The sequence below is a fragment of the Pseudomonadota bacterium genome (assembly GCA_016711215.1).
GTDB lineage: Bacteria > Myxococcota_A > Polyangia.
Map to the genome: position 1 here is coordinate 400888 of JADJTL010000003.1, position 21644 is coordinate 422531.

Sequence of the window (21644 nt, forward strand, 5' to 3'; positions counted from 1 at the left end):
CTCTCGATGCGCGATTCGCCCCACACACCCCTCACCTCCCAGCGCGCGCCCGAAACGCCCTGGCCGCACGCCGCCGGAGCGGCGTCGGGCCAGGGCACGCCCCCCGCGCGCCGCTCACTCGCCGAGCTGGAGAGCGGGGCGCTGGGTGTGATCGCCGCCGTCGAGGGGGAGCAGGGCTTTCGCCAGCGCTTGCTCGAGCTCGGCCTGACCCCCGGCACGCCCGTGCGCGCCATTCGCCGCGCGCCGCTTGGCGATCCCCTCGAGGCGCAGCTGCGCGGCTACAACCTCTCGCTGCGGCGCGCCGAAGCGCGGTCGATCCGCGTCGAGCCCGCCGAGGGCGCGGCCGACGCCAACGGACCCTCCGGGTGGGCGCAGGCGCCCGCGCCCTGCGCCCGCGCCCTTGGACCCACCACCAGCGATCGCGACCTGCTGGCGACGGTGGTCGCGCCGACCAGCCTCGGCGCCGAACCTCACCGATCGCCGCGGCCATGGCGCGTGCTCCTAGCGGGCAATCCGAACACCGGCAAGACGACCCTGTTCAATGCCCTGACCGGCGGCTCGGCCCGTGTGGGTAACTACCCGGGGATCACCGTCGAACGGCTGGTTGGCCGCTGCAGCCTCGGCGCCGCCGGCAGCGTCCAGCTGATCGACCTGCCCGGCACCTACAGCTTGAACGCCCGCAGTCACGAGGAGCAGCTCGCGCTCGATGACATGCTCGGACGGAGCGACGGCCAGGGGCGACCCGACGCCGTCGTCGTGCTGCTCGCGGCGAGGGCCCTCGAGCGCAGCCTCTACCTGCTGCTGCAGGTGCAGGAGCTCGGTATCCCGGTGCTCGGCGTCGTCAACATGATCGACGAGGCCGCCATCGCCGGGCAGGCGATCGACACCGTGGCCCTCGCCACCCACCTCGAGACCCCCTTCGTGGCGATCTGCGCGCGCTCGGGAGCTGGCCTCGACCAGCTGCGGGACGCGCTCGCGCGGCTCCTGCTGCAACGCGAGCGCCAGGCGCGGGCGGCGACCGCGCACTGGTGCTGGCAGCCGTCGGCGCCCGTCGACCACGCCCTCGAGACGATCACGGCGACGCTCGCTGCCAGCGCGCAGCCTCCGCACGCCAGCAGCCAGCGCGCCTACGCGCTCTGGCTGCTGATGAGCCTGCGCGAGCACGACGACCTCCAGGGCATCGGCGAGACCACCCGCGAGGCCACACGGAGGGCCCAGGCCGCCCTCACCGCCCAGGGGCACGATGTCGCGCTCGAGGCAGCCAGCGCACGCTACGCCTGCCTCGACGCCCACCGCGATTGCTTCATCACCAGAGGGCCCCCCCGACGGCGCCCGCTGACCCCCCGTGTCGATGCCGTGCTGACCCATCCAGTGGCCGGCATGGCGGTCTTCCTGCTCCTGCTCGCGTTGGTCTTTACGGCGATCTTCGACTGGGCCGCTCCATTGATGGACGGCATCGATAGGCTGGTGGGCGCCACCGCCAACCTGCTCGAGTCCTGGCTGCCGGGCAGCATCGCTGCCGACCTGCTGGCCAATGGTGTGGTGCGCGGGGTCGGCTCGGTGATCGTCTTCCTGCCGCAGATCGTGATCCTCTTCTTCTTTCTGACCCTGCTCGAGGGCTCGGGTTACATGTCGCGCGCGGCCTTCATGATGGACCGCTTGATGCGCGCGCTCGGGCTACCCGGCAAGGCAGTGGTGCCGCTGGTCTCGGGCTTCGCCTGTGCCATTCCCGCCATCATGGCCACGCGAACCCTCGAGAGCCAGCGCGACCGCCTGCTGACGATGATGGTGATTCCGCTGATTAGCTGCTCGGCGCGTCTGCCGATCTACACGCTGCTGATCGGCACCCTCTTCCCCGCCGAAGCGCGCGTCTTCGGCCCGATCAGCGTCGGCATGCTGATGATGCTGACGATCTACCTGCTCTCGCTGGTGCTGGCCCTGGGCGCCGCCGCCGTCATCGGCCGCCTGCTCGGCGGGAGCTCCCGCGCGCCCTTGCTGATCGAGCTCCCCCCTTATCGCTGGCCCTCGGCGCGCACCGTGGGCCTCGTGCTTTGGCAGAAGTCGCGCCTCTTCCTGCACACCGCCGGCACGGTCATCGTCGCCGCCAGCGTCGTGCTCTGGGTGCTGCTGACGCTGCCACGCCCGCCAGTCGACGCCCGCGCGCCGCGGCCAAGCGCTGCCTCCACCAGCGCCCCGCAGGCCGGTGCCGCTGAGCCGACGCAGGCAGCGGCGGGTGCGCGCGGCGATCGCCTGCAACAAAGCTATGCCGGGCGCCTCGGGCGACTGATCGAACCACTCCTCGCGCCGCTCGGCTTCGACTGGAAGATCGGCATCGGGTTGATCGGCTCGCTGGCGGCACGCGAGGTCTTCGTGGCGACGATGGGCCTCGTCTACGGCGTCGGCCACCCCGACGCCGAGAGCGACTCGCTGCGCGCCGCGCTGCGGCGGGAGCGTCGCCCGAACGGCCACCCGGTCTTCACGCCGCTGACGGGCTTATCGCTGATCGTGTTCTTCATGTTCGCGATGCAATGCCTCTCGACCCTGGCCGTCGTCCGCCAGGAGTCGCGCTCCTGGCGCTTGGCGCTGCTGATGATGGGCTACCTGACGGGGCTGGCCTACGTGGCCTCGCTGCTGGTCTACCAGGGTGGGCGTTGGCTCGGCTTTCAGTGAGCTGCAGCAGTGAACCACAGCAGTGAACCACTGGGTTGTCCGGCTTACTCGGCAAGCGCGGGCGCGCTCGGAAACTCGCTCTCGGCGGGCACAGCGAGCTCGAGCTCAGTCGGCGACAGCGGCTCGGCCGCGTCCTGCGCGGGATCGGTCGGCGGCAGCTCGGCCCGGCGCAGGCCCAGGGCGCAGGCGGATTCGTCGCCATCACTGCGCACCACGGTGCAGCCCGGATCGTTGCCGGGGTTCTCGCGGGCGCACCGTCGCACCCGCAGGAAACGCTGCCCCAGCCCTTCGCTCCAGCACTCCGCGATCACATAGGCCTGATTCGCCTCGAGGTCACCGCCCGTCGCGAGCGCATCGATGCGACCGCCGATGCCGCGCCAATGCCGCGCCCGCGTGAGGATCAGCTCGCGCGTCGCGCTCTGAGCGCTGTCCTGCGCGTTGCCGTAGTACGCCAGTCGCACCACGTTCCGCGCCGGTAGATCGCCCTCGCTCGCCGGTCGCAGGTGCAAGCCCTGCACAACGGCGCTGTAGGGCGTCAAGGCGCCGTCGGCGGCGTCCGGGGTGAAGTCCTTGAGCCGAAAGGCCAGCGCGGTGCCGAGCGCCCCGTGCGCGAAGCTGACTAGCAGCTTGCCGCCGGCCCCCACCGTCGAATCCGCCGCTCGCGCCTGATCGAGGTCGAGGCCGACGACGCCCCGACCACGCCGTCGTTCTGCGCCCACCACAATCGTGCCGGCCGCGATCACGCGATAGGCGTCGGTGCTTGCCGCCGCCGCCTTGGCCACCAGCGCCCAGGAAAAGCGCGAGCGCATCAGCGCCCCGCGCTCCATCACGAACGAGTAGTCGGTGGCGCCGCGGGTAGCGGGCCCCCACCAGCGGCGCTGGCCCCGCAGGGTCTTCGGCGCCTGCTCGCGCAGCAGTGCGGCTACCGGCGCGAGCGTGCCGCGCAGCGCCTGGTTGAGCTGACGCAGCCCATCGCGCGCGCCCTCGAGGTAGGGCGCGATCGCCTCCTCATCGAGGCCCTGCGCCACGTCCGCGAGCGCCGCGGTCGTCTGCGCGACCTCGAGCCCCTCGCGCTCGGCGTCGCCCGTCAGCTCGAGCTGGAAGGCCCCGAGCTCTGGTGCTCCGTTGCTGAACTCGTTTGCGCTCGCCAGCAAGTCTCCGCGACAGCCCGGCGCGGCCGCCAGCAGCACTGCTGACAGGCCAATCACCAGCCGAACCTCACCGCTGCCCTGCCTCATTCTCGCCTCCTTCAGCTCGCAGCTCGCTTAGAGCGCGCCGGAACCTCGATCGCGTTGTCTCGGCCCACGCGGCTGTCGGCGCGCCACGGGCCTCAGCGCGCCGCAGGCCTCCCTGGGCCCTGCCGCCTTCAGTGTGCGGCGGTCGAGGGCGACTGCTGCGCCAGGCGCCAATCAACGACCTCGGAGGGGTTCGGCAGGAAGGCCTTGGGGTCCTTGAGGCGCAGGGCCAGGCGCAATACGGCGTCCATCTGCCCCAGCGCCTTGACCTTCAGCCCGCTCAGCTCGTGCGCTGGAATCTCCTTCAGGTCCTTGCGGTTCTCCTCCGGGATCAAGACCGTCGTCATGCCTGAGCGCTGGGCTGCCAGCAACTTCTCCTTCAGGCCCCCGATCGCCAGCACGCGGCCGCGCAGGGTGATCTCGCCGGTCATGGCCAGGTCGCGGCGCACCGGAATCCGCAGCAGCGCCGAGACCAGCGCCGTCGCCATCGTGATCCCGGCCGAAGGACCGTCCTTGGGGATCGCGCCTTCCGGGAAATGCACGTGGACGTCGACGCGCTGATAGAAATCCGGCTCCAAGCCAAGGCTGACCGCCCGGCTCCGCACATAGCTCAAGGCGGCCTGCGCCGACTCCTGCATCACGTCGCCGAGCTTGCCCGTGAGCACCAGCTTGCCTTTTCCGGGCATGACCGTGACCTCGGTAGCCAGCAGATCCCCGCCGTAGGCGGTGACCGCGAGCCCGTTGGCCAGCCCTACGTCATCGGCGGTCTGCTTCACCGGCTCGGCGAAGCGCTTCGCGCCCAGCAGCGCCTCGACCCGATTGGCCGTGACACGGAAACCCTGGCGCCGCGGCGTGCGCACCTTCTTGCGCGCCAGCTTACGGCAGACGGCGGCGATCTCGCGCTCGAGACCGCGCACCCCGGCCTCCTTGGTGTAGCCGTGGATCAGCGTCGTGATCGCCTCGTCGCTGATCTGCACCGCGCATGCCTCGAGACCGTTGGCCGCCCGCTGCTTGGGAATCAGGTAGCGCCGCGCGATCTGCAGCTTCTCGTGATCGGTGTAGCCCGCCAGCTCGATGATCTCCATCCGATCCTGGAGCGGTATCGGGATGCCGTGCAGGCTGTTCGCGGTGGTGACGAACATCACGTCGGAGAGGTCGTAGTCCAGGTCGAGGTAGTGGTCGTTGAAGGTGTGATTCTGCTCGGGATCGAGCACCTCGAGCAGCGCAGCGGCCGGATCGCCGCGGAAATCGACGGACATCTTGTCGACCTCATCGAGCAGGAACACCGGGTTGCTGCTCGCCGCCTTGCGCAGGTTCTGAATGATGCGCCCCGGCAACGCGCCGATGTAGGTCCGCCGATGCCCGCGGATCTCCGCCTCGTCGCGGACGCCCCCGAGCGAGAGCCGGACGAAGTTGCGGCCGGTGGCCCGCGCGATGCTGCGCCCGAGGGAGGTCTTGCCAACGCCCGGTGGTCCAACGAAGCAAAGGATCGGTCCCTTGAGCTGCTTGACCAAGGACTGCACCGCGAGGTGCTCGAGGATCCGCTCCTTGACCTTGCGCATGCCGTAGTGGTCCTCATCGAGGGTGCGCTCGGCGCGCTCGATGTCGAGCTGCTCGGCGGTCTTTTCGCTCCACGGCAGCGCCAAGATCCAGTCGATGTAATTGCGCACGACGGTCGCCTCGGCCGACATCGGCGCCATCATCTTCAGCTTGCGCATCTCCTTGCGCACGCGATCCTGCGCCTCCTTGGACATCGGCTTGTCGCGCAGCCCGTCCTCGATCTCCTGCAGCTCGCTCTTGAACTCATCAGGCTCACCGAGCTCCTTCTGGATCGCGCTCATCTGCTCGTTGAGGTAGTACTCTTTCTGGTTGCGCTCCATCTGCCGCTTGACGCGCGAGCGAATCCGCCGCTCCATCTGCAGGATTTCGATCTCCGCCTGCATCAGCTCGAAGAGCTTCTGCATCCGCTGCGCGATCGACGGCATCTCCAACAGCTCTTGCTTCTGCTCGAGCTTGAGCGTCAGGTGCGCGGCGACGGTGTCGGCGAGGCGACCGCCCTCTTCGACGGTCTGCAGCGACACGAGGATCTCGGGCGGAATGCGCTTGTTCAGCTTGACGTAGGTCTCGAAGGTCGTGCGCAGCGAGCGCACCATCGCCTCGACCTCGACGCCGCTCGCCAGCTCCTCCTCGAAGGGCGCGAGCCGCGCCGCGACGAAGCCCTCCTCGGCCGCGAACTCGGCCAGCCGCACCCGTTGACGACCCTCGACCAGCACCTTCACCGTGCCGTCGGGCAGGCGCAGGAGCTGGACGATGACACCGAGCGTGCCCACGGCGAACACGTCACCGGGCCCCGGATCGTTGGTGCGAGGATCGCGCTGCGCCGCGAGCACGACCTCCTTCTCCGTCGCCGCGGCGTGCTCGAGGGCGTTGATCGAGCGCTCGCGCCCAACGAAGAGCGGCACGACCATGTGCGGAAAGACGATGATGTCGCGCAGCGGCAGCAACGGCACGGCGCGTGAGTCTTGCTTCTCGGACATGATCCCTCCGCGGCCGGAATGCTAGCACGGCCCCACCAGCCGAGCAGCTCGCGGCGGGCCGGCCAGCAACCACAACCATTGCAGACGGGACCGACCGATCCGATCGTCTCGCGAGAGGCGGAAAGGCGCCCGCGCCTGGGCGTCTCTCAGCGTTCGGCGCCGGCGGCGTCCTTGGCGTAGACCAGGATCGGCTGCGCTCCCTTGTCGATCACGTCCTCGTTGATCAGGACTTCCTTGATGTTGTCCTGCGAGGGGATCTCGAACATGATGTCGAGCATCGCGTGCTCCAGCACGGCGCGCAGGCCGCGGGCACCGCTGTTGAGCTTCAGCGCGGCGCGCGCCACCGCCCGCAGCGCACCCTTGGTGAACTTCAGCTTCACACCGTCGAGCTCGAAGAGCTTGTCGTACTGCTTGACGAGCGCGTTGCGCGGCTTGGTCAGGATGCTCACCAGCGCCTCGTGGTCCAGCTCCTGGAGCGGCGCCATCACGGGCAAGCGGCCAACAAACTCCGGGATCATCCCGAACTTCAGCAGGTCCTCGGGCTGCACCTGGCGCAGGTACTCCCACGCGCCCTGGCGCTGCCGGCTCCTGACGTCGGCGCCAAAGCCCATCAACCGCTTGCCGACGCGGGCCTCGATGATGTCCTCGAGCCCGTTGAAGGCACCGCCGCAGATAAAGAGGATGTGCGTGGTGTCGATCTGCAGGAACTCCTGCTGCGGATGCTTGCGGCCCCCCTTCGGCGGCACGGACGCCACCGTACCCTCGATGATCTTCAGCAGCGCCTGCTGGACGCCCTCGCCCGAGACATCGCGGGTAATCGACGGGTTCTCCGCCTTGCGCGCGATCTTGTCGATCTCATCGATGTAGACGATGCCGCGCTGCGCGCTCGATGTCGTGATCGGCGTTCTGCAACAGGTTGACGATGATGTTCTCGACATCCTCGCCGACGTACCCCGCCTCGGTCAGGCTGGTCGCGTCGGCCATCGCGAAGGGCACGTTGAGCACACGCGCCAGGGTCTGGCAGAGCAGCGTCTTGCCACAGCCGGTCGGCCCGATCAGCAGGATGTTCGACTTCTGCAGCTCGACGTCGTCGCTGCCCAGCCGCGCATCGATGCGCTTGTAGTGATTGTGGACGGCGACGGCGAGCGTCTTCTTGGCGCGATCCTGCCCAACGACGTAGTCGTCCAGCACGCCCTTGATCTCGGCGGGCTTGGGGATCCGACCGGCACCATGTCCGCCCCGCTCTTCCTTGACGAGCTCCTCGGCGATGATGTCGTTGCAGAGACCGATACACTCGTCGCAGATGTAGACGGTGGGCCCGGCAATGAGCTTCTTCACTTCCTTCTGGCTCTTGCCGCAGAAGGAGCAGCTCAAGTTGCCGTGAGTGTCGTCTCGCCGTCGATCCAAGGCCCCGCTCCCCCGCGCGCACACCTGACGGCCAGGCGCCGTGCAGCCGCGCCCCCTGCCGTCGCAGGATATTTTATCTGCGCCGTGCCGGCCAGCCCGTGGGCGGCCTGCCGCGCCCCGCGCCGCCTACTTCTCGCGCTTCAGCTCGGTCGCCGGCCGGCGCTCGGCCTTGCGCTCGAGGAGCGCGTCGATCAGATTGTACTCCTTGGCGTCCGCCGCGGTCAGGTAGTAGTCACGATCGGTGTCCTTGCTCACCGTATCGAGATCCTTACCCGTATGCTTGGCCAAGATGTTGTTCAGGCGCTCACGCGTGCGGAGGATCTCTCGCGCCTGGATGTCGATATCCGAGGCCTGCCCCGAGAAGCCCCCGAGCGGCTGGTGGACCATGATCCGCGCGTGGGGCAGCGCGAAGCGCTTGCCGGCGGCGCCGGCCGCAAGCAGCAGGGCACCCATCGAAGCGGCCTGCCCCATGCAAATCGTCGCCACCTCCGACTTGACGTACTGCATCGTGTCGTAGATGGCGAGGCCCGAGGTGACCACGCCCCCGGGCGAGTTGATGTAGAGCATGATGTCGCGGTCGGGGTCCTCGGATTCGAGGAACAAAAGCTGCGCGATCACCGTGTTGGCGACATCGTCATTGATCGGACCCCCGAGAAAGACGATGCGGTCCTTGAGCAGGCGGGAGTAGATGTCCCAACCCCGCTCGCCGCGGTGGGTCTGCTCGATCACGGTTGGAATCACGATATTCGTCTCGGGCTGCCACATCGGTCGTGCTCCTATCGCGATCCCGCAGCCATTGGCTCGACCATTGGCTCGACCATTGGCTCGACCATTGGCTCGACCATTGGCTCGACCATTGGCTCGACCATTGGCTCGGCCATTGGCTCGGCCACCGTGATCTTGCTCCGAGCGACCAGCAGGTCGATCGTCTTGTCGTGCCGCAAGGAGCGCCGGAGCTGCTCCATCCGGCCCTCCTTCTCGAATTCGCTGCGCACCCGGCTGAGGTGCTGGCCGCGCTCGCTGGCGAGCTCCTGCAGGTGTCTTTCGACATCCTCGTCGACGACCGAGACCGCCTCCTGCTTGGCGATGGCCTCGATCAGCAGGAACGAGCGCACGCTCTGCTCGGCTCCGCTGCGCAAGCGCTCCCGCGCCGCCTCGTCCTTGGTGCTCTCTTCGCCCATCAACATGCGTTGAAAGGCGGACATCTGCTCCATCTGCCGCTCGACCAGCACCGGCGCCAAGGGCACCTCGTGGCGCTCGAGCAGCTTCTTCACGAGCAGCTCCTTGCACTCCTCCACCGCGCGGCGCTCGTCGGCCACCAGGAGCTGCTCGCGCAGCTTGTCGCGCAGCTCGGCCAGCGTCTCGGCCTCGCCCGTATCGCGCGCCATCTCGTCGTCGAGCTCGGGCACGACCTTGCGCTTGAGGTCGTTGACCGTCACCAGCAGGCGGGCCTTGTCCGGCCCTTGGGCGTCGCCCTCCGCATCGCCGGCGGCCGCGCCGAGGTCCAATTCGACCTGGAGCTCCTTGGTCTCGGGGGCCAGGCCGGTCAGAGCGGCCGCCAGGCCCGGCAGCGGCTCGCGCGGCGGCTCGCCCAGCTCGACCAGCACGCCGTCGCGCGTGTAGGGCCGCTCGCCCAAGCGACCTAGCAAATCGACGAGCAGCACGTCGCCGGCGGCGGTCGGGCGCCCCTCGACGGGCACGTACTCAGTCAGCTCCTGCTGCTTGGCGCGCAGGGCCTGCTCGACCTGCTCATCGTTGACCCGCGCGGGACGGCGCTCGAGCTCCACGTCGAAGTAGTCCTTCGCCTCGATCTCGGGCAGCACCTCGAGCAGCGCCGTGTAGCGGAAGTCCTCGCCCGGGCTGATCGCGCCCTCATCGACCGCCGGCGTCGCGACGGGGTCGATATCATGCTCGCCCAGCGCCTTGACCAGGCTGTCGCGCACCAGCGCCTGCGCCACATCGGCGCTGACCTGCGGGCCGAAGAGGCGCTCGAGCATTTGCCGTGGGACCTTGCCGCGGCGGAAACCCTTCAACTCCACCCCGCGACCGAGCTCGCCGAAGGCCTCGTCGATGCGACCTTTGACCTGCGCCCAGGGGATCGCCACCGCCAGGCGGCGTTGCACGTCGCTCAGTCGCTCGACCGACGCCCGGTACTCGAGCACGCTCTCCGCCATCATCGACCCATCCTTGCCGCCCGGCTCCAGCCCCGAGCCGCTAAACCGCGCAGCCTGCGCGCGCCCGCAACCACGGCGCAGGGGCGCCGCTGCGGGCGTTTTTTACCATGGTGCAGGTCGAAGTCAACGCGCAGCGCGTGGGAGCGGCGGCGGGAGCTGAACGCAGGCGTCGGCAGGCGTCGGCAGGTGGGCGTTGCAGCGCCGCCCCCAGGCGCCTAGTCGCCCAGGCGCGAGAGGTCGTCGCCGCTCAGCATGCCCTTCGAGCGCAGCAGCTGCAGCAGCATCGAGAAGCGGTCGCTTTGGGCCCGAAGCTGGCGCTCGAGCTGAGCCAACTGGGCGCCATGGTCGTCCTGCGGACTCCCGGCAGCGAGCTCCCCGGGCGAGCGTGGGTGCGGTGCCGGCGGGTCGGCGCCGAGAGCCCGGCTGGCGCCGCCGGCCATGGCGGCGGTTGGCGGGCTCTTGGGCTGCGGCGCGCTGCGGCCCGGGCCGCCCGGCGCGAGCCCGGCCGGCAGAGCGATCGGCGCGGGACCCTCGAGTGCCCCAACGACGTCGAGGGCCCCGATCTCGCCGACGCTGACCTCGTCGAAGCTGATCTCCTTACGACCCAGCAGGCGCGGCGCTGTTGCCGCGCTCCCGCGCTCGAACTCTCGGGCACCGCTCGCCGGCGCCAGCGCACCCAGCGGCGCCACGCCCTCGTAGACCCGGCCCAGGGCGCGCTCGATCGCGCTCGGCAGCGCGAAATAGGGGCGCACGTTGTACCGCGTCGCGACACGCACCTCGTCGACGGCATCGAGGCTCGCCGGATCGGCCATCGCCACGTCGAGGAAGCGACGCTCGCGGTCGACCTTGATGCAGACCAGGCGGTGGCGCTGACAGATGTCATCCGGAATGAAGCGCGCCGCGCCGAGGTCGATCAGCTCGGGATCGAGCGCGACCGCCGGGATGTTGAACTGCCGGCTGAGGGCGCGAACGATCATCTCCTCGGAGACGAGGCCGAGCTGCACCAGGTACTGACCGAGCGGACCGCGCCCCCAGCGGCGCTGCTCTTGCAGCGCGCGCTCGAGCCCCGCGGGCTCGAGCACCCCGGCCTGAATCAGGATTTCACCCAGGCGCAAGCGCGACATCACGACCTGCCTCTCGGGTGCGCCCGGAGGGACTCGAACCCCCATGCCACGAGGGCACCAGATCCTAAGTCTGGCGCGTCTGCCAGTTTCGCCACGGGCGCAGCGTGAGCTGTGAGCGTCAGGCTAAACGAGAGCGCGGCGACCCTCAAGGATCGATTATGGGATCGATTATGGGATCGCTGGCGGGCGCGACGCTTTCGCGCCCGCCGCCAGCGCCTCTGCCTCGGCGAGCGCCCGCTCGAAGGCCGCCATCGCCAGCCGGTAGGGCTCAATCCCCGTCAGATCGACACCCGCGCGCGCCAGCAGCACCAGCGGCGGGGCCGAGCGGCCCGTGGTGAGCAGCGCTTCGGCATAGCGTCGGCTTGCCGCGGCACCCTCGCGCGCGATCGCCTCCGCCAGCGCCGTCGCCGCGGTCCACCCCGTGGCGTACTGGAAGACGTAGAAGCCGAGGAAGAAATGAGGGATGCAGGCCCACTCGATGGCGCAGCGCTCGTCGACCTCGACGACGCCGCGCTCGTGCCCATGATACTTGCGCAGCAAGCGCAGATAGACGGCCGAGAGGACGTCGGCGGTCAGCGCCTGCCCCGCCTCCGCCCGCTCGTAGATCGCCAGCTCGAACTCGGCGAAGAGCGCCTGTCGGAAGAAGGTCGTGCGGAAGCCCTCGAGCTGCTCGCCGAGGAGGAAGAGCCGCTGCCGGGGCGTGCGCGCGCTGCGCCGCAGGTGGGCACTCAGCAGTATCTCGTTCAGCGTCGAAGCGACCTCGGCGACGAAGGTCGCGTACTCGGCCTTGGGGTAGGGCTGGGCGCGGTTCGAGAAGAAGGAGTGCAGCGCGTGGCCCAGCTCGTGCGCCAACATGCTCAGCGAGTTGAAGTCGTCGAGGTAGTTGCCGAGGACATAGGGGTGCACGTCGTAGGCGCTGCCGTCCATGTAGGCGCCGCTCGCTTTGCCAGGCTGCGGATAGAGATCGATCCAGCCGCTGCGCGCGCCCAGCGCCTGCGCAAGCACGGCGGCGTACTCGCCCCCCAAGGGCGCCAGCGCAGCCTGCAGCGTCTCGCGCGCCCGCGCCAAGGGGAAGTGGAAGCTCGCGCGCTCGACGATCGGCGCGTAGAGGTCATGATAGCGCAGCCGCGCGACGCCGAGCCGCCGACGACGCAGTCGGAAATAGCGATGCAGCAGGGGCAGGTGCTCGTGAGCCGCGGCGATCGTCCGTGAGTACACCTCGAGCGGCAGCTCGTCATCGTGCAGCGCGGCGGCCAAGGCAGTGTCGTAGCGTCGCGCCCGCGCGAAGGTGATGTTGGCGTTGACCTGCGCGCTCAGCAAAGCGGCCAGGGTGTGACGGTAGCGCTGGAAGGTCCCGAAGTAGGTCGAGAAGGCGCGCTCGCGCAGCGCCCGGTCGGGCGCCGCCCGGTAGCGCGGGAAAAGCGCCTGCGTCAAGGGTAGGCCGCGCCCGGTTGCGCTGCGCAGCGGCGGAAAGACGAGGTCGGCGCCGCAGAAGGTCGCGTAGGCCTGCTGTCCCGTCTCGCGCAGGAGCGACGTGCGCGCCAGCAACGCCTCCTCCGCCGCCGAGAGCAGATGTGGCCGGAGGCGCAGCACCTCGCCGAGGAAGCGCGTGTAAGCTGCGAGCGACGGATGCTGGCAGAGTCGGCGCAGTCGCGGCTCGGGCAGCGCGGCGAGCTCGGGCTCGATGAACGAGCAGGCCTCGAGCAGCTCGGTCGCCAGCTTTTCGGCCACCTCGCGCAGCGCCTGGTAGCGCGCGACGCGCGTGTCCTCATCGTGCCGACGTTCCGCGTAGCTCGTCAGCCGCGCCAGGTCGCGCTGCGCCGCGAAGGCTCGGTCGAGGCAGCGCCGCACGGGCGCGGGGCCACCGGCCAAGGTCCCGCGACACGCGCGAATGCCTGCCAGCGCGGCCCTCAGCGCGCGCCGCGCCCGCCCCCAGGCGGCCTCGCTCGGATAGAGGTGCCGCGTGTTCCACCGCAGCGCTGGAGCTGTTGCCGAACGAGCGGAGCGGGCGGTCTTCATCGGGGCCCCTGATCCTCTGCCGGGAGCTCCAACCCCCCGGCCCCCACCACCAGGGTGCGCCCGAAGCGCTCACCGACCTTCAGCCCGAAGGCCACCAGCGTCTGGTCATCGCTCTGCGGTGCGCCGCGCACGAAGCGCTGTACGTCGGCGACGACGCGCCGCACGACCTCGCCGGGCTCCGCGCGACCGCCCGTGATCGCCTTGCGCAAGCGCATCATGCCGTAGTCCCGGCCGTCGCGATTGAGCGCCTCGTTGATGCCATCGGTGTAGAGCAGCACCACGTCTCCGGGGACGAGCTGGTAGATCTCCTGCGGGTAGTGCATTTCGGGCACGACGCCCAGTGCGACGGCCGTCGCGTCGTCGAGCTCGGACACCCCGCTGAAGCGATGACTGCAGACGATCGGCGGCTGGTGACCGGCGTTGGCCACGCTGAAGGTGCGCGCCTCGAGGTCGAGCAGGATGAAGAGCACGGTGGCGAACATCGCGTCCTGTTCGGCCGCGATCAGGATGCTGTTGGCGTGATCGAGCACGGCCGACGGCTGCGGATTGGTGTGGGCGTGCAGGCGAATCGCCGTGGTCAGCTTCGCCATCAGCAGCGCCGCGCTGACGCCCTTGCCCGAGACGTCGCCGACGAGGATGCCGATCAACGAGGGCCGGAGCTCGATCACGTCATAGAAATCACCCCCCACCTGCTGCGCGGCCGCGTAGTGGGTCTCGAACTCGAGCCCGGGCACGCGGGGGAGCTGCCGCGGCAGGAACCCCTCCTGGATGCGCCGAGCGAGCTGCAGATCGGCCTCCAGCCGCTGTTGCGAGAGCAGCGACTGCCCCGCGCGCGCGTTGGCGATCGCCAGCGCCGCCTGGCGCGCAATCGCCGAGAGCAGCGTCAGATCCTCGGGCGAGAAGGGCAGGGCCCCCGGCCGACCCTCGAGGTGAATCGTGCCAAGCGCCTCGCCACGGCAGATCAAAGGAGCACCCATCTTCGGGGCCCCCGGCGCCTGCTGCAGCGGCCTGGCACCGCCGCTATCGACGGCCCCACGCGGGCTCGCCCAGCTCGAGCTGCGACTCGACGCCGCTGGATCGCCGATGACCCCGGCGCCGCGCCGCAGCACCTGGTCGACGATGGTCTGGGAGAAGGTGACGTCCGCGCCGAGCGCGCCCGTGCGCTGCTTGATGGCCTCGGGGACCAGCTGCCCAGTCTGGCGGTTGACCAGCAGCGCGAAGGCGCGATCGGCCTGGGGAAAGACGGCGAAGAGATGGCCGAGCACCTTATCCAGCAGGCGCGGCAGGTCGAGCTCATTGACCAGCGCGTCCGCCACGGCATACATCGCCTTGAGCATGCGGACGGCGCGGTCCTGCGGCAGGGCATCGAGGCCCTGCGCCTCACGCGCAGCGGCCGCAGTGAGCTGCACGGTGGTTTCGGCATCGAGGCGCAGCTCGCCGCTCTCGGGCTCGACCATCTCGGCGATCACGGTCTGCACGTCCGGCACCCAGCGCGGCTGGGGATCGGGGTCGAAGCGAAAAGCCGAGCCGCCGATGCGCAGGATGTCGCGCGGCGCGAGGCGATGCCGCGTGACCAGTTGGTCGTTGACGAAGGTGCCGTTGCCGCTGCCGAGATCCTCGATCACGCAGTGACCGTCAGCGGCCTGCGTGATCTGCGCGTGGCGCCGCGAGACGTTCAGGTCGCCGATGTAGACCTCGCTGTTGAACGAGCGCCCCAGCACGCACGTCCCCGCGATCGGGTAGTGCTTGCCGGCGCTCGGTCCGCGTATCGCTACGAGGGTTGGCATGCCGAATCAGTCAAGGCCAAGGCCGCATCTAGCTGCTGCCCCCCCCTCGGGCGCGGGTCAGGTCCTCGGCGCTGGGAAGGTCGCGCTCGCGCCAGCGTCGTCATCATGCATCGCTGCCGACTCACCGTCACGATCGGTCGCTCCGAGCCGCTCGCGCAGGATCGCCACGCGATCGCTCGCCTCGCGAAAGGTCGGGTCGCGCTTCAGCACCTTCTCGTAGTAGTAGAGCGCCTCGGCATCGTCGTCGAACTGGTCATAGGACTGGCCGAGCTCGAAGTAGAGGGCGACCGCCTCGCGCTCGGAGATGCCTTCGACGTAGAGCCCCGTCTTCAGCTCGTTGATCGCCTCGGCAAGCTCGCCCTTGTCGCGCAGGCAGAGCCCGACCATCAGGTGGCAGAGCACCTCCTTGGCGGGCGCTCGCATCGCGATACGAAACTGACCGATGGCGTCGTCCTGCAAGCCCATCTCGCGGTAGGCGATGCCGAGATCGTAGTGCGTATCGTAGTCCTCGACCTGGACGCCGTGCGCTGTCACGCCCTGCTTGACGTCCTGTAAGCCGTCGTCGAGCTCGTAGGTGGACTCCGCGACCGACTCGTTCGTCGAGGCGCCGTGCAGGCTCAGCTCGCTCGCCAACGCCGCGGCGAGGTCGTGGGCGGCCGCGCTCGTCTCGGCCGAGGCCGACGGCGCAGGCCCCTGCTGGCTTTGCATCGCCTCAACTTCACTGAACTTCCCCTCGATCAGCGGGTGGCCTGGGTAGCGTGTCGCCAGCTCCGTCAAGATCGCGCGGGCCTCGGCAAACAGGGCCTGCTGGATGAAGAAGTCCGCTTCCTCTAGATCGTCAGCGAGGCCCGTTCCAGCGGCCTCTTGCCGCTGGAGCCGCTCCTGCAGCAGGTCCCGACCCGCCTGCAGCGGGAGCTGAATCACATCGGAGGTCGGCGTCACCCCTCCCAGCGTGTCGACGGCCTCGCCGCGGACGGCGATGCTCCCCGTTCCCTCTTCGAACTCCTCGAGCTCGATGTTGAGCACCTCGGCGGCGGCCCCCACGGCGGTCGCCTGCACATCGGTGTCCAGTCCGATCCTGGGGTCGTCGGGGCGATAGAGACCCGAGCTCTCGACGACGATCTCCTCGACGATGTCCTCGGCCTCCAGGTCGATCGAGCCGACCGCGTCGAGGCCGTCCGTGATGTCGATCGTCTCCTGGTCGAGTTCCTCCGCAGGCCCCCGCCCGCCCAGACCGGCCGCGCCACCGTCGAGGCGCGCCAACAACGCGCGAGCGTCGGCGTTGCCCGGGTCCAGGCTCAGCGCATCGTGGAGCTGCCGCGAGGCGCCGAGCGGATCCTCGGCCGCGATCGTCCGCGCGACCGAGAGCAGCTCGGTGCTGGCCGCCCCGGGTCGTCCAAGCTGGCGATAGAGATCGGCCAGCCGCAGCCGCGCTTCGATGTTCTCGGGCTCGTAGCCGAAGACCTGCCGCAGATGACCGACGGCCTTATCCAGCAGCCCGTATTTGATGTAGACGTCGGCCTCGGCGACGATGCGCGCCGCGTTCTCGGCGCGTTCGTCGCTCGGCAGCGCCGTCAGCGGCGCCGGCACCTCGACCAAGGTCGGCGACTGCGGCAACGGAGCATGGGCGGCCGAACCGGTCGTTGGCGGACTGATTCGCTCCACCACCACCGGCAGAGCGGGCATCTCGTCGCTGTTCAGCGCGGGCAGGGCGGGTTGCAGACTTGAGCGCGAGCGGCCGGCCGCACCGACCGCGCTGCCCAACGCGGAGCGCGCCTCGGCGTCATCGGGCGCCAACTCGAGCACGCGCTCAAAGGTGACAGTGGCGCGCTCAGGACGACCGCCCTCGCGCTGAATGCGCGCCAGCTCCTTGAGCACTGAAATCGTCTTCGGCACCTGACCGAGATCCTGGAAGGCCTCGGCCAAATGCTGCAGCGTATCCTCGTCACGAGGGTCTGCCTTGAAGGCAACCTGCAGCTTCTGCAGCGCTCGGCGCGGATCGCGGCGCCGCAGGTAGAGCGCAGCGAGCTCCTTGACGACCGCGACCTGCTCGGGATCGTGGTAGACTAAGCGCTCGGCAACTTTGATGAAATCGTCGATTCTTCCAGCCGCGCGCAATTGATCAGCGGCCTGCGTGAACTCGACGACCGCCTCGGCGCGGAGCTGCTCCTTGCTGCAGAGCTCGGCCAACTTGATGCGCGTCGCGACGTTCTCCGGCGCGAGCTCGACAACCTGCCGCAACGCGCCGATCGCGTCCTTGCCGCGCTCCTGTTGCTGGAAGTAAGAGGCGACCCGCTCGTACTGCTGGATGGCATCGTTGAGCAGCCCAAGCTGCCGATAGAGCTCCGCGAGCTTGAGGTTGATGTTGACCTGGGTCGAGTCGATGTTGAGGATCTGCTTGTAGACGGCGACCGCCTTCAAGTAGAAGCCCTGCTCCGAATAGAACTCGGCCACCTTCAGGTAGGTGTCGACCGCCTGCCGCTGATCCCCATGCTTGGCCCACAGATCGCCGATCTTGAGCCAGATGCGCACATCGCGCGGATCTTCATCAACGATTCTCGCGTATTCGCGGATCGCGCGCTCGTACTGACCCTTCTGCACGAACTTCTGTGCAGCGTTGATTACTTTGGTCTTGTTGACTTTAGCGACCAACGTCAGTTCTTGCGGCAAGTCACCAGCAGGCGCCCCGGGCCCCTCCCGGTGCGGATTGTTGGCGAGGGTATCATGGTCTCGTGGCGCGGGCGATCCACGAAGCTCGAAGCGCTCACGGCATCATCCCTTCCGCTCGCGCACGAGTCGCTCCAGGAAGTGGGTATCCAGCCGCGCCGCGGCAAAGGCCTCACTCGCTGCGATCTCTCTGAAAAGCTCAACATTGCTAACAATTCCCTCGATCACGAGTTCTCCGAGCGCGCGCCGTAGGCGGCGAATCGCCTCGTCGCGCGTGGCACCCCAGACCACGAGCTTGGCGATCAACGAGTCGTAGTGCGGCGGCACAACGTACTGGGCGTAGGCCGCGGTGTCGACCCGCACACCATAACCGCCCGGCCAGTGCAGCGCGGTGATGCGTCCCGGCGACGGGGCGAAGGTCACCGGATCCTCCGCGTTGATCCGGCACTCGATGGCGTGACCGCGGAGCTGCAGCTGATCCTGATTCCAGGCCAGGGGCTCACCTGCGGCCACGGCGAGCTGCGCCTGGACCAGGTCCACGCCGGCGACCAGCTCGGTGACGGTGTGCTCGACCTGCAGCCGCGTGTTCATCTCCATGAAGTAGCAGTGCCCGCTCTCGTCGCGCAGGAACTCCAACGTGCCCGCGTTGTCGTAGCCCACCGCCGCGCAGGCGCGCACGGCGAGCGCCCCGAGCTGCGCTCGATCCGCGGGGCTGAGGATGGCCGACGGCGCCTCCTCGACCAGCTTCTGGTGCCGGCGCTGGATCGAGCACTCGCGCTCGCCGAGGTGGACGACCTTCCCGTGACGGTCGCCCATCACCTGAATCTCGATGTGGCGCGGCGCGGAGATGAAGCGCTCGACGTAGACATCGGGGTTGCCGAAGCCCGCCTCGGCCTCGCTTCGGGCCGTGGTCCAGGAGGCGAGCAGCGTGCTCTCGTCGCCGACGATTTTCATGCCCCGGCCGCCGCCACCGGCGCAGGCCTTGATGATCAACGGGTAGCCGATCGCGCGGGCCGCGCTGCGCAGCTCGGCCTCGGTCGCCAGCACGCCGGATCCGGGCAAGATCGGCACGCCGGCGGCCGCCATCGCCGCGCGGGCGCGCACCTTGTCGCCCATCAGACCCATCAGCCGGGGTGAGGGCCCGATGAAGACCAAACCACAGCGCTCGCAGAGCTCGGCGAACTCCGCGCTCTCTGCGAGGAACCCATAGCCCGGATGCACCGCATCCGCCCCGGTGATCTCGGCCGCGCTGATGATCGCCGGGATATTGAGGTAGGAGTCGCGAGCCGGCGCCGGCCCGATGCAGACGGCCTGGTCGGCAAAGCGCACATGCAGCGCCTCAGCGTCAGCCTGCGAGTAGACCGCGACCGTGCGCAGACCGACCTCACGACAGGCGCGCAGGATGCGCAGCGCTATCTCACCGCGGTTGGCGATCAGTACCTTAGAGAAGGTGCGCCGGGCTGGGGTCATCACGCGGCCGACTGATCAGGCGCCGTCGACGCGAAAGAGCGCCTGACCGAACTCGACGGAGTCGCCGCTATTGACGAGGACCTCGAGGATCCTCGCATCGCGCTCGGCCTCGATCTCGTTCATCAGTTTCATCGCCTCGATGATGCACAGGGTCTGGCCCCTGCGCACCGTCTGCCCGACCTCGACGTAGGGCGCTGCGTCGGGGCTGGCCGCGCGATAGAAGGTACCGACGAAGGGCGAGGTGATGGTCTTGGCCGCCACCTCGGGCGAAGCATTCGTACCACGCGACCGCTCGCCGGCACCGGACGTCGCGACGCCGGCCGCATCGTCGATCGCGACTGCCGCAACCGCTGGCTGCACGCGCGCCGCGCCCGAGCTACGCTTGAGCCTGACGCGGCCCTCGTCCGTCTCGACCTCGAGCTCGCTCAGGTCGTACTGGCGCAGAATACGCGCCAGCGCCCGGACCTCGGCCAGTGACTGCGCTCGGCCTTCAGTCTTGTTCACATCTTCATTTGCCATCGTCCTCAGCCCCGTTGAGCGCCCGACGCTCCGCTCGCCCGAACCTGCTCATTCGAGCACGGCGGCGAGGCGCGAAGCGAAGGTGCGCAGCAGGAAACGTCCCCGCCCGACGTTGCCATCGGGCGCCAGTATCAGCGCGAGATAGTGCCGCAATCCGACCGCACGCACCAGCAGCGTCAGGCGGTCGGTGGAAACCGCGATCTCAGCGACCTGGCCGTACTCCAGCACCTGTGCTGTTCGGCGCACCTCGGCCAGCACCCCGGTGAGCTGCGGGCCAAACCCTGCAGCCGTCGCGCTGGGCTCGGCGAAGGACTGATCGACGACCGCCCCATCGTCGCGCAGCAGCACCACGCCCCAGGACTCCGCGCATGCCTGGCCGAGCGCTCTGATCAGCGGCGTGTTCATCCGGGCGCCTTCATCGGTCGCTCGCGCGCCGGCGCGCGCCGGGGCCACACGCCGGCGCGCCACTAGGCCCCAACACGCCCCAGCCCAGTCGCCGAGGCGATCCCCGAGATCCCGCGCGGGCGCAGGACAGGAGGTGAAGCGCTGGGCCTCGCCTGCTCCCTGGGCGGCGCGCCGCGCCGGCTGTGGCGCAGGCTGTCGCCGGGCTGCGTGAGGATGAAGGGCTCGACCCCGAAGGTGCCACACTGGCGCTCGTCGCGGTGAAAGCTCCAGTGCATGTAGACCTGCCCGTTGGCCGAGCGAATCGCCACCGGTGTCGGCGGGAAGGGCGCCGCGCTGAAGACCGTGTCGAGCGCGGCCGCATCGAAGACGAGCTGGCCGCTGGGCCGCACAATCGTCGCCTTCGCCACCGCCCCCTCGGGCGCCACGGCGATCTCAATCGTCGTCCTCAGCGTCGGGTCGTTGAGTGGGTGCTGGCCTGACTTGCGATCCAGGCTGCCGAGGAAGTCGAAGCCCCAGCGCGTATGAATCCGTCGATGCATGCGAGCGATGTAGAGCGCGAAGGGGTCAGCACGCGTGTTCAACGCGGTCTGGTTGCCGGAGCGCACGTCGGGCGTGAAGTTCTCCAGCGCCGCCCGCAGCCGCCTCCAGCGCCCCTCCACCGCGCCTCCGCGCGCGACCGAGGGCGTCCGCAGCGCGAGCTCGCGCTCGCGCTCGGCGCCCGCGCCAAACACGCGATCATAGCCGCGGTGGTCGAGCGAGAGCACCGGCCGCGATTCGCGCGCCGCTGCGGACTGCTCCGCGCTTCCACCGAGCGCCGGCGCGGGACCCTCGCCGCGAACCAGAGGCTCGGCCGCCAGGGCGCGCCCGGATCCGGGAGCGGAAGGCGTCGCGCCGCGCATCGTCAATAGCGGTGCACGCGGTGGGCGCGCGCCAGCCGCGGATCGCGCTGGTGCTGGTGCTGGTGCTGGCGCTGGCGCTGGCGCGTGGCCCACGGCCTGATCCGGGGCGTCCCGTAACCCGGGCCGCGTGGCCGGAGGCTGCGCCGACGTGCGCGGTGAGGGCGCGCGTGCCATCGCCAGCTCGATCGCCGCCGACTCGTCGCCCACCTCGAGGGTCGTCTCCTTGGCGCGCGTCTCCAGCTCGACCCGGCGATTCTCGTCCGAGAGGAAGCGGGCGTCGTCCGGCGCGCGCTCGCTGCGCGGCGCCTCCAGCTCGACCATCGTCCGCGCCCGATCGCGAGAAGGAAGGGGCCGCGGCGGCAGTGGCGTCGCTGGCGCTGGCGGCTGCGGCTCGGGCACAGGCGCAGGCACAGCCTCAGCTCGCATCGGCAAAGGCTGCGGCGCAGGGCGATCGGGGGCCGGCCGCAGGGGCGGCGACTGGGGCAAGGTCGGCTCCGCTGCCGGCGCCGCCGCTGGCGCGACCGCCAACTCGACCTCGACCGCCCGCGGTCTGGGGGGCGCAGCCGGCGGCTCGCGTACCAGCACCAGAATCAACGCCAAGTTGAGGTGCACCGCGAGCGACGCGACGACAAACCAGCGCAGGGCCGCGTGACCGGCGCGTGGCGCCGACGCCCGCCCCCGATCCCCGGGGCCAGGTCCGCTGGTCTCCTCGTTGGCAGAGCGCATCGGCA

General features: G+C 69.6%; 13 protein-coding genes, 1 tRNA gene and 1 pseudogene. 1 reads left to right on the forward strand and 14 read right to left on the reverse strand.

Annotation, left to right across the window (positions count from 1 at the left end):
- The first annotated feature begins 6 nt into the window (after positions 1–6).
- Positions 7–2670, forward strand: a complete 2664-nt coding sequence (gene feoB / locus IPL40_10625) for a ferrous iron transport protein B (protein ID MBK8481617.1) — start codon at positions 7–9, stop codon at positions 2668–2670.
- Between the two features lie 44 nt (positions 2671–2714).
- Here the strand turns inward: feoB and IPL40_10630 are convergent, their stop codons facing one another.
- The 14 genes and pseudogenes from IPL40_10630 to IPL40_10695 form a co-directional block, all read right to left on the reverse strand.
- Positions 2715–3908, reverse strand: a complete 1194-nt coding sequence (locus IPL40_10630; protein ID MBK8481618.1) for a hypothetical protein — start codon at positions 3906–3908, stop codon at positions 2715–2717.
- Between the two features lie 128 nt (positions 3909–4036).
- On the reverse strand, positions 4037–6442 hold the full coding sequence (gene lon / locus IPL40_10635) for an endopeptidase La (protein ID MBK8481619.1): 2406 nt from the start codon (positions 6440–6442) through the stop codon (positions 4037–4039).
- Positions 6443–6588: 146 nt separating this feature from the next.
- A pseudogene (gene clpX / locus IPL40_10640) lies at positions 6589–7849 on the reverse strand (ATP-dependent Clp protease ATP-binding subunit ClpX).
- Positions 7850–7975: 126 nt separating this feature from the next.
- Positions 7976–8614, reverse strand: coding sequence for an ATP-dependent Clp endopeptidase proteolytic subunit ClpP (gene clpP, locus IPL40_10645; GenBank protein MBK8481620.1), 639 nt, complete (start codon positions 8612–8614; stop codon positions 7976–7978).
- Between the two features lie 11 nt (positions 8615–8625).
- Entirely contained in the window at positions 8626–10026 is a 1401-nt protein-coding gene (gene tig / locus IPL40_10650; GenBank protein ID MBK8481621.1) for a trigger factor, read from the reverse strand.
- A 212-nt stretch (positions 10027–10238) separates the two neighbouring features.
- The gene (locus IPL40_10655; protein MBK8481622.1) at positions 10239–11147 is read right to left on the reverse strand and encodes a hypothetical protein; all 909 of its coding nucleotides are present in this window, start codon (positions 11145–11147) and stop codon (positions 10239–10241) included.
- An 18-nt stretch (positions 11148–11165) separates the two neighbouring features.
- Positions 11166–11248, reverse strand: a tRNA-Leu gene (locus tag IPL40_10660).
- A gap of 67 nt (positions 11249–11315) precedes the next feature.
- Entirely contained in the window at positions 11316–13166 is a 1851-nt protein-coding gene (locus IPL40_10665) for an oligoendopeptidase F family protein (GenBank protein MBK8481623.1), read from the reverse strand.
- The gene (locus tag IPL40_10670) at positions 13163–14953 is read right to left on the reverse strand and encodes a SpoIIE family protein phosphatase (GenBank protein ID MBK8481624.1); all 1791 of its coding nucleotides are present in this window, start codon (positions 14951–14953) and stop codon (positions 13163–13165) included. The genes IPL40_10665 and IPL40_10670 overlap by 4 nt, the downstream gene beginning before the upstream one ends.
- Before the next feature lie 57 nt (positions 14954–15010).
- Positions 15011–17605, reverse strand: a complete 2595-nt coding sequence (locus IPL40_10675) for a tetratricopeptide repeat protein (GenBank protein MBK8481625.1) — start codon at positions 17603–17605, stop codon at positions 15011–15013.
- Between the two features lie 120 nt (positions 17606–17725).
- The gene (gene accC, locus IPL40_10680; protein MBK8481626.1) at positions 17726–19090 is read right to left on the reverse strand and encodes an acetyl-CoA carboxylase biotin carboxylase subunit; all 1365 of its coding nucleotides are present in this window, start codon (positions 19088–19090) and stop codon (positions 17726–17728) included.
- A 15-nt stretch (positions 19091–19105) separates the two neighbouring features.
- Positions 19106–19609 carry an acetyl-CoA carboxylase biotin carboxyl carrier protein gene (accB, locus tag IPL40_10685; GenBank protein ID MBK8481627.1) on the reverse strand — a complete coding sequence of 168 codons (504 nt, stop codon included), beginning with the start codon at positions 19607–19609 and terminating at the stop codon, positions 19106–19108.
- 48 nt (positions 19610–19657) lie between these two features.
- Positions 19658–20014 (reverse strand): hypothetical protein, encoded by a 357-nt coding sequence (locus tag IPL40_10690; protein ID MBK8481628.1) that lies wholly within the window; start codon positions 20012–20014, stop codon positions 19658–19660.
- Between the two features lie 62 nt (positions 20015–20076).
- The gene (locus IPL40_10695; protein ID MBK8481629.1) at positions 20077–21639 is read right to left on the reverse strand and encodes a TonB family protein; all 1563 of its coding nucleotides are present in this window, start codon (positions 21637–21639) and stop codon (positions 20077–20079) included.
- Between the last annotated feature and the right edge of the window lie 5 nt (positions 21640–21644).

What these genes read in the sequence shown, in the direction of transcription:
- IPL40_10690 (MBK8481628.1), bottom strand. Translation starts at nt 20,014, where the DNA reads ATGAACACGCCGCTGATCAGAGCGCTCGGCCAGGCATGCGCGGAGTCC.
- feoB (MBK8481617.1), top strand. Translation starts at nt 7, where the DNA reads ATGCGCGATTCGCCCCACACACCCCTCACCTCCCAGCGCGCGCCCGAA.
- clpP (MBK8481620.1), bottom strand. Translation starts at nt 8,614, where the DNA reads ATGTGGCAGCCCGAGACGAATATCGTGATTCCAACCGTGATCGAGCAG.
- accB (MBK8481627.1), bottom strand. Translation starts at nt 19,609, where the DNA reads ATGGCAAATGAAGATGTGAACAAGACTGAAGGCCGAGCGCAGTCACTG.
- IPL40_10695 (MBK8481629.1), bottom strand. Translation starts at nt 21,639, where the DNA reads ATGCGCTCTGCCAACGAGGAGACCAGCGGACCTGGCCCCGGGGATCGG.
- IPL40_10665 (MBK8481623.1), bottom strand. Translation starts at nt 13,166, where the DNA reads ATGAAGACCGCCCGCTCCGCTCGTTCGGCAACAGCTCCAGCGCTGCGG.
- tig (MBK8481621.1), bottom strand. Translation starts at nt 10,026, where the DNA reads ATGATGGCGGAGAGCGTGCTCGAGTACCGGGCGTCGGTCGAGCGACTG.
- lon (MBK8481619.1), bottom strand. Translation starts at nt 6,442, where the DNA reads ATGTCCGAGAAGCAAGACTCACGCGCCGTGCCGTTGCTGCCGCTGCGC.
- IPL40_10670 (MBK8481624.1), bottom strand. Translation starts at nt 14,953, where the DNA reads ATGCCAACCCTCGTAGCGATACGCGGACCGAGCGCCGGCAAGCACTAC.
- IPL40_10655 (MBK8481622.1), bottom strand. Translation starts at nt 11,147, where the DNA reads ATGTCGCGCTTGCGCCTGGGTGAAATCCTGATTCAGGCCGGGGTGCTC.
- IPL40_10630 (MBK8481618.1), bottom strand. Translation starts at nt 3,908, where the DNA reads ATGAGGCAGGGCAGCGGTGAGGTTCGGCTGGTGATTGGCCTGTCAGCA.
- accC (MBK8481626.1), bottom strand. Translation starts at nt 19,090, where the DNA reads ATGACCCCAGCCCGGCGCACCTTCTCTAAGGTACTGATCGCCAACCGC.